The organism is Microcoleus sp. SVA1B4 (assembly GCF_036700545.1).
GTDB lineage: Bacteria > Cyanobacteriota > Cyanobacteriia > Cyanobacteriales > Microcoleaceae > Microcoleus.
Genome location: NZ_JAUBPB010000025.1, coordinates 72,112 through 80,284 on the forward strand (window position 1 = coordinate 72,112; position 8,173 = coordinate 80,284).

Annotated in this window: 4 protein-coding genes; 2 read left to right on the plus strand and 2 right to left on the minus strand. The window is 50.9% G+C overall.

Annotated features, from left to right (window positions below):
• Nucleotides 1-60 precede the first annotated feature (60 nt).
• On the plus strand, nucleotides 61-1,143 hold the full coding sequence (locus QT987_RS14105) for a glycosyltransferase family 1 protein (RefSeq protein WP_333240939.1): 1,083 nt from the start codon (nucleotides 61-63) through the stop codon (nucleotides 1,141-1,143).
• A gap of 200 nt (nucleotides 1,144-1,343) precedes the next feature.
• Here the strand turns inward: QT987_RS14105 and petG are convergent, their stop codons facing one another.
• Entirely contained in the window at nucleotides 1,344-1,463 is a 120-nt protein-coding gene (gene petG, locus QT987_RS14110; protein WP_006632329.1) for a cytochrome b6-f complex subunit V, read from the minus strand.
• Nucleotides 1,464-1,643: 180 nt separating this feature from the next.
• Between petG and QT987_RS14115 the strand changes: the two genes are divergently transcribed.
• The gene (locus tag QT987_RS14115) at nucleotides 1,644-2,024 is read left to right on the plus strand and encodes a cytochrome c (protein ID WP_333205447.1); all 381 of its coding nucleotides are present in this window, start codon (nucleotides 1,644-1,646) and stop codon (nucleotides 2,022-2,024) included.
• A 64-nt stretch (nucleotides 2,025-2,088) separates the two neighbouring features.
• On the opposite strand, the gene QT987_RS14120 is transcribed toward QT987_RS14115, so the two are convergent.
• On the minus strand, nucleotides 2,089-7,422 hold the full coding sequence (locus tag QT987_RS14120) for a DUF4347 domain-containing protein (RefSeq protein WP_333240944.1): 5,334 nt from the start codon (nucleotides 7,420-7,422) through the stop codon (nucleotides 2,089-2,091).
• Nucleotides 7,423-8,173: the final 751 nt, after the last annotated feature.

Here is an 8,173-nt window from a genome sequence, read left to right on the forward strand (position 1 = left end):
TAATATCTCAGGTTAAATAAAAAAAATCCCACCAAAAAACCGCAATCTACATATTATCCCATGCCCAATCCCCAATCCAACCTGCTCATCAACCTCTCCTTCCTAATTTCCAAACCAACCGGCTTAGCCATCTACGCCAAAAACCTATTTCCCCACCTAAAATACCTCAACCCAACATTACTAACAGCCGAAAAATTCCCCAATAGCAACTGCTACCAAATCCCCGGCAACCTAACGCCCGAACAAGGCACAAAAGGACACATCAACCGATTGGTGTGGACACAAACCCAACTCCCCAAAATTTACAAACAGCTAAAATCTAACCTGTTATTTTCCCCAATTCCCGAAGCTCCTTTATTTGCCGGTTGCCGCTATATAATTACAGTACATGACTTGATAGCGCTGCGATTTCCCCGCCGCTTCGATCCTCTGACACCTTACCACCGCTATTACATTCCCCAAGTGCTGCGGCAGGCTGAACACGTCATTTGCGACTCGGAAGCAACTGCTAAAGATATCAATAATTTTTGCAATATTCCTACTAATTTAATTACGCCAATTTTCCCCGGATACGATGCCAGTTTTTTCCGTTTTTTAGACTTACCAACAAGCAATTATTTTCTTTATATCGGCCGCCACAATCCTTATAAAAACGTGCAGCGAGTTGTAGCAGCCTTTGCTGCTTTGCATCATAATTCCGAGTACGAATTGTGGATAGCAGGTTCGGAAGACAAACGCTATACCCCGCTACTGAAGGCGCAGGTTCAAGAATTGGGATTGGTCGATCGAGTAAAATTCCTAGATTACCTCCCCGCGGCAGACTTACCCAAAGTCATCAACCAAGCGATCGCCCTGGTTTTCCCCAGTCTTTGGGAAGGATTCGGCCTCCCCGTGCTCGAAGCAATGGCCTGTGGCACTCCTGTCATCACCTCTAACCTGTCTTCAATGCCAGAAGTGGCGGAGGACGGCGCATGGTTAGTCAATCCCTACAGCGTTGAGGAAATTGCCTCTGCTATGCAAGAGCTTGCAGTCGATGCCAAAGTTCGATCGCACTTGCGGGAGCTCGGTTTAGCCAGAGCAAAACAATTTAGCTGGGAAAAAACAGGGCTGGAAACTGCTGCTATTCTCGATCGATATCTTTAACGAAGGAAGTTCGGCAACGGATTGTGTAACGGATGTAACGGATGGAACAAGGAAGTTCGGCAACGGATTGTGTAACGGGTGTAACGGATGGAACAAGGAATAGGGAAGAGGGAAGAAGTCAGTAGGCAGATTTAATGCCGGATGCCCCATGCCCAATTCCCCATTCCCTGACAGCCTGAGTTAGGGACTGTAGACCCCTTTTACTTATTGATACCCAACTGATCGCCGCGCTTGTACTGCTGATAAGCAGCAAAAAACAGCCCCGCCAGAGTAACAAAGATTAGACCCAGAACAATACCTGAAAGCAGCGGTTCTACCATGAGAGCTCCTTAACGTTAAGATTTAACAACCTATTTTTAATATTACCAGCACTTACACAGATGAATTTTCCAAAAAGCGCCCTTCCGGGAGTCTCAGACCTTGCTCTCCCCGCTGCGAACGATTAAGCTATGTTATGAGAAATAAATTTTCTTGTAGATACTATTTTTAATTGAACTCCTTTGAATAACCAACTTGCCAGGAATGAAATTAAAAACCCGATCGAGCGACTTGCCATATTTGCGCTAGCGGTGTTGCTTGCCATCATGTTGGCAATTATCACAATACGTCAATTTCAAGTCGCCGATCCTTACGTCAAAAGCGTCCTATCCCTCACGGGCAACCCGTTTCAGGGTTCCGCCATCTTTCAAATGAACTGTGCGGGTTGTCACATCTCCGTTTCAGACAGTCAAGTCGGGCCCAACTTGCACGGAGTTTCCGATCGCAAATCCGAATTGGATCTGATCCGGCAAGTCACCAGCGGGCAAACCCCACCAATGCCCCAGTTTCAACCGAGTCCGCAAGAAATGGCCGACTTGCTGAAGTATCTCGAACAAATTTGACCAAAGAAGGGGAACGGAATTCGTTCCCCTTCTTTGGCTGACACTCGAAACTTTGATCGGCAGACTAAACCAGCAAGTTAAAACTCTGAGCCGATAACTGGCTCGGCTGTACGCCCGTCAGTATAGCCAAAATCTGGTCGCTGTTGGCAATTCCGATCGCCGTCGAGCCATTAGTTTCGGTTAACGACAGTTGATTGAAGTCCAAGCCTCCCACCAACTCGATCGAATCAACTCCTGCAGTGAAGTTGAAAATCGTGTCAATTCCTCCCCCCGCTGACAAGACAAAACCATCGCTGCCACTGCCACCGACGAGAGTATCGCTGCCAATACCACCAAAGAGCAAGTTATCGCCGGTGCCACCAAAGAGCAAATCATCACCGCTGCCCCCAATTAAGGTATTGTTACCGTCGTCGCCGCAGAGAGTGTCATTGCCTTGATCGCCAAAGAGCACATCGTCGCCAGCGCCTCCCAAAATTACGTCATCGGCTTTGCCCCCGTACAATAAGTCATTGCCTTCGTCGCCAGAAAGAGAGTCGTTGCCACGATTGCCAAAAATCGTATCGTTACCGCGATCGCCAAAAATCAGGTCAAACCCTTTGCCACCAAAGAGAGTATCGCTATCGATGCCTCCATAGACAGTATCGTTGGCCGTATTGCCATTGATATAGTCACCGCCCCCTCGACCAAAGATCAAATCATTGCCGCCCAACCCGAAGATAGAGTCACTGCCGGCACTACCCACGATCGTATCGTCCCCGTTAGGGCCATTGATCACATTACCCGCGGTCGGAGTACCTGGTTCAGTGGGAGTAGCTATCCTGGGGAAGTTCTCAGGGCAAACCAAATCTGTCGGTACAGGTTCCGGTGTCGGTGTCGGCGTCGGTACAGGTGCAGGCGTCGGCGTCGTTACAGGTGCAGGTGCAGGCGTCGGCGCAGGTGCAGGTGCAGGCGCAGGTGCAGGCGTCGGCGCAGGTGCAGGCGTCGGCGCAGGTGCAGGCGTCGGCGTCGGTACAGGTGGCAGTGGCACTGGCGGCGGAGTCGGCGTCGGAGTCGGAGTCGGCGTCGGAGTCGGCGTCGGCGGCGGCGGCGCTGGGAAGTTCCCGAAGTTGATGCCCGTAACAATAGCGCCTGAAGTTAGGGCGATGTCGGCAGGGTCGGGTGTGCTTTGGGTAAACCCAGTTTGGTTGACTTCCCTGACGCGGTAGGTTCCCGGCGTTAGGTTCGCGAACAGGTAGTTGCCACTGTTGTCTGTGGTAGTAGTAACAGGAGCAGGAGCAGTTCCAGCTACGACATTGGTTAACTGAATTTGGAAATTGGGTAAACCCGGTTCTCCAGCATCCTGAGTGCCATTGTTGTTGGTGTCTTGGAACTTCAGACCTCGGATCGCCCCCGGTTGGGGCAGGAAGTTGCCGAAGTCAATGCCTGTGATGTTATCCGAGGGATTAACCGTAACGGGAGCGGGGTTAGGGGTCGTCTGCGTCCAGCCGTTTTGCTGGACTTCCCTTACCTGGTAAGTACCTGCAGGTATATCTCGCAGAGTGTAGTTGCCCGCTGCATCAGTGATGGTAGTCGGTTCGCCCTGCTGAAAGATGCCATCGGGAGTGATACTGTCGAGGAATATTTGCCAGTTAGCTAGCCCCAATTCTCCGGCATCCTTAACGCCGTTGTTGTTGAGGTCATTGAATTTTTGACCGCTGATAGTGCTCGACTGGAAGTTGCCGAAGTTGATATTAGCGATATCTTGACCGCTGGTGACAGTGATGTCCGCCGGGTCGGAGGTAGTTTGCGTCCAAGTAGGCTGCAAGACTTCCCGCACCTTATAGGTTCCGGCTGACAAATCGAGGAATTTGTAGTTGCCGGTGGCATCGGTGAGGGTGTTCGGTTCCCCAGTGTCGAGAGTACCGTTATCGTTGGTATCGAGGAAGAATTGCCAGTTGGGTAGTCCTGTTTCTGCTGGCGCATCTTGGATGCCATTTGTGTTGAGGTCATTGAACTTCAGACCGCTAATCGAGTTGGGCTTGAAGTTGCCGAAGTTGTTGTTTTGGGAGTCTGTGCCGCTGGTGACGGCGATCGTAAACGCGCCGGGAACAGTAGGCCTAGCTGGGTTGACGGGGGGTACAGTTTGCGTCCAGCCGGTTTGTGGCACTTCCCGCACTGTATAAGTGCCGGCTGGCAGGTTGGTAAACTGATACTTACCGGCGACATCGGTGACGGTGGCGTTGGTGCCTGTTTCGCCTGGTATTGCATCTTGGCTGCCGCTGTCGTTGGCATCCAAGTAAATTGTCCAGCCTCCTAGCGGTGGTTCTTCTGGCCCATCTTGGATGCCATTTTTGTTGAGGTCATTAAATTTGATCCCGCTGATTTTGCCTAGTTGGAAATTGCCGAAGTTTTGAGCCGTAATGTTTGTGCCGCTGACCGGGTTAATTGGATAAAAAGTCGGGCCGGCGGTTTGTGAGAAACCATCCGGCACGTCTTCTCTCACAAAGTGCCGACCGGAGCCGACGTTGGCAAAGCTATACGTCCCAGGCGCCGCTGGCGCTGTACCGGTAACTTGAGAGGCAATTTCCGTATCACCGCTATCTAAAGTGCTGTTATCGTTAGTATCTTTGAACAAGCGAATGGTAGTGCCGTTGAGGGGGGTGTCGTCAGCAGAGAAGCTATTACCTGTGAGGTCGGTGAATTTGGTGCCGCTAACGGTGATGTTTTGGAAAATGCCGAAGTTTTGACCGGTGACGGGAGTACCGCTTTGGGCGGTAACGGGAAGTGCGGCAGCGGGGAAAGAGATAGTGGAGTTGGCTGGGGCAGTGGCTTGTATCAGGTAATTGCCGGGGCCGATATCCGCGAATGTGTAATCTCCGGCTCCCGCAGTGGTTTGTGGAGTGCCCACAACCGTATCTGTGCCGACTTCTAGCGTGTTGTTGTTGTTGGTGTCTTTGTATAAGTTAACGGTGATTCCGTTTAATACGGTGTCATCGGGCGTGAAGCCGTTGCCCGCGAGATCGGTGTAGGTTTTGCCTGCGATCGATGTCAGTTTGAAGTTGCCAAAGTCTCGCCCCGTAGCGTCAGCAACACCTGTGCTGTAGGGAGTTGCACCTGTAGCGGGGAGAGTTTGCACCCAACCTGTGACTGCCACTTCCTTAATCGGGCTGTTAGTCTTGGTGTCGGCAAGGGTGTAGGTACCGCCTATTGCGACGGTAGTTTGTTTTTCAGTGCTGTCCGGCGCATTGTTATTGTTGTCATCTACATAGATAACAAAGTTTTGCGCTGGAGTTGTGGCAGTTCCATCAGTGCCGTCTTTAACGCCATTACCGTTGCTGTCGTTAAATTTCTGACCCGTGACAGTGGGGCCGTATTCGTAAGCGCCAATGTCAGCAGTACCGTTGACAGTGCGTGCATAGGGCTGACCGAACTGAGTGCCACGTTGGTCAGTAGTAAGAGCCGCACCAGTTATTGCGTTGAGGGCGGTGGCTGCGTTGCCAGTATTGATCGCGGGGCTGCCAAGAAGTAAGGCGTGGGTTGGCACAACACCGCCATTATTTTGCAGGGGGCCAAGTAAAGCCGCACCGCCAATTAAGTTGTTGGCACCTGTTGATACGACGTTACCTGTAATGTCAGGATTAGCACCGCCAGTATTGCCAGAGATGATTGTGTTGTTGGCGTTGAAAGTCCCAGCGTAGGAAACACCGCCGCTATTGGTGCTGGCAGTGTTGAGGGTAATGGTCGTATTCGCTAGGTTAGCTGTAGCACCTGTGTTGACAAAAATCGCGCCACCTAAGCCCTGACCGGCAGTACCGTTGCCCCCAGCAGCACCACCTGTCACTGTATTAGCGCTAAAGGTGCTGTTGCTGACATTTAAAATGCCGCCTGTATTGAGGAAAATAGCACCTCCTAGACCCGATCCACCGCCACCGCCAGTAGTACCGCCAGCACCAGCACCGCCACCGCCACTAGCACCACCAGTGCTTCCAGCACCACCGCCACCACCAAAGCCACCAGCACCGCCGACACCAACAGTACCCGCAGCACCAGCAACAGTACCAGTACCAGCAGCACCACCAAGGCCACCGGGGCCGCCACCGCCACCGAAACCACCAGCACCACCAGCACCACCGATAGCGCCATTACCACCGTTACCAGTACCAACACCAGGGCCGCCAGCACCACCAGTCCCGCCAGCACCACCGCCACCACCGAAGATGCCAGTACCGCCAGTACCACCAACACTACCATTGCCTCCAGCGCCGTTGGTGGCTCCACCAGTACCACCAATGCCACCAGTGCCACCAGTGCCACCAGGGAAGCCTGAGCTACCATTACCAGCGGTGCCACCATCACCACCAGTACCATTGGGAGTACCACCAAGACCACCAGCCCCGGCCGCACCAGGGGTACCGCCTACGCTACCAGTGCTTAAGTCGCTGTTACCACCAGCGCCACCGTTTCCGGCTGCACCTGCGCCACCTGTTGCTCTATTGCTAGCAAAGGTAACGCTGTCAATTTGGACAGTACCCTTGTTGATAAAAAGTGCGCCTCCTAAGCCAGCCGCGCCACCACCACCAAGTGTTCCCGGTTTGCCAATTGCTACTCCATTTTGAAGTGTGAGGTTAGATAAGGTGACTGTGGCAGTGGTGTCAACGAAAAATATTCGGCTATTACCACCGCCGTCGATCGTAATCCCAGTTGTAGTGCTGCCAACAAAGTTAACAGGGTTAGTAATTACAGGCAGAACTTGTCCGGGAGTGAATGTGATAGGACCAGTGATGTTGATATCATCCGCATCCGGCAGGACATTAGCAAAAAGGATGGCGTTGTTAAGACTGGTAAAGTCGGTAGCGGTAAAGGTTGCTAAAACTGCACTGTAAGCTTCCCTCGCCTCAGCCGAAAATGCTAAAGGTGTTTCTATGTTGCCCGTAGTTACTTCGAGTTCCCAATCTCCACCCAAGGCGGCACTACCGGTCAAGTTGTCTGAAGCGGCAATATTTGCCCCCGTGAGCTGGCTCAGCCTTTGGACGAAAGCGACACCTGCTTCTGTGGCGGCGACGTTGCAACCGTAAAGCAGAATTTCGGGTTTAGCTGTAATTGAAGAGTTCGAGTTTGTTTCGGCTGGTGGCAAAGCAAACCATGTTTCTAAATAATTGCGGTAGCTTTCAATGTTGCACAGATTTAGTTCTGTTGCTCCCAGTTGCAAGCTGGCTGCTGCGCCGTGAGACAAAATGTGGACGGCTGCAATGTTTTGCCGCTGTTTCAGTGTTTCGGCAATTTGCTCCATCCCGTCGCGATCGGCTTTGAGAATAACAATTTCTGTATCGGGATTGACCGTTTCTGTTAAACTTTCACAATCTTTAACTTGTGAATCTGCAAAAACTATCTGGTGTTTCCGTTCTTTATAGGGTTCCACGTTCAAATTCTCCTGGTACACACACACATCAAATTCATATCACAAACCAACCGCAGCAGCGATCGAGCTTTCCCGCTGAGTGCGGATGAGAGTCGTTGGCGAAGCTTGCAGAAGAGGATCGCTCCTAATTTCACCTAACCTAACTTTCACCTAAATTGAATATTGACAAAAACTTTTTTTTATGCTGCCCTGCCATAACTGAGTTAGTTTGATTGTTTAGAAGTTTTATAGGGGGATATTGTTCCGGCTGTTACAACAATGTTGGAGAAGACGTGCGCGCTGTTTATTGATATGCCAGAGATGGAGAAAAAACCAGATTTTATAAAAATTGTCAATCCAATAGTTAATTGATGGCGATCGATATTTGTTAATCAACAGTCATCAGTCACGATTATTAGCTGTAAGCTGGTGTTATTTGGTAGTTGTTCCCTGCTGAATGATCGGTATGTGCGATCCTCTTCTGCAAGCTTCGCTAACGAACAACCGCCATTAAATTGCTTTGTAGGGAGGAATGCAACAAGTCCTCTGAGTTTTATGAAGGCTTGCATTCCTCACTAGAACCTTGATAACGGTTATTTTACAGGAAGAGATAGGCTGACTCATGACTAACATTACTTGAGACTATTAGGCTCAATAAATCGGGTCGAAAAAAATATGCGTGTCAGTCCAGAATATTAGGAATGAGAATTAAATAACTTAGAATTTTGATGGTTCTTGTGGGATGGGCGTCCCGCCCGTCCAGAAAGGGCGG

What these genes read in the sequence shown, in the direction of transcription:
- petG (WP_006632329.1), bottom strand. Translation starts at nt 1,463, where the DNA reads ATGGTAGAACCGCTGCTTTCAGGTATTGTTCTGGGTCTAATCTTTGTT.
- QT987_RS14105 (WP_333240939.1), top strand. Translation starts at nt 61, where the DNA reads ATGCCCAATCCCCAATCCAACCTGCTCATCAACCTCTCCTTCCTAATT.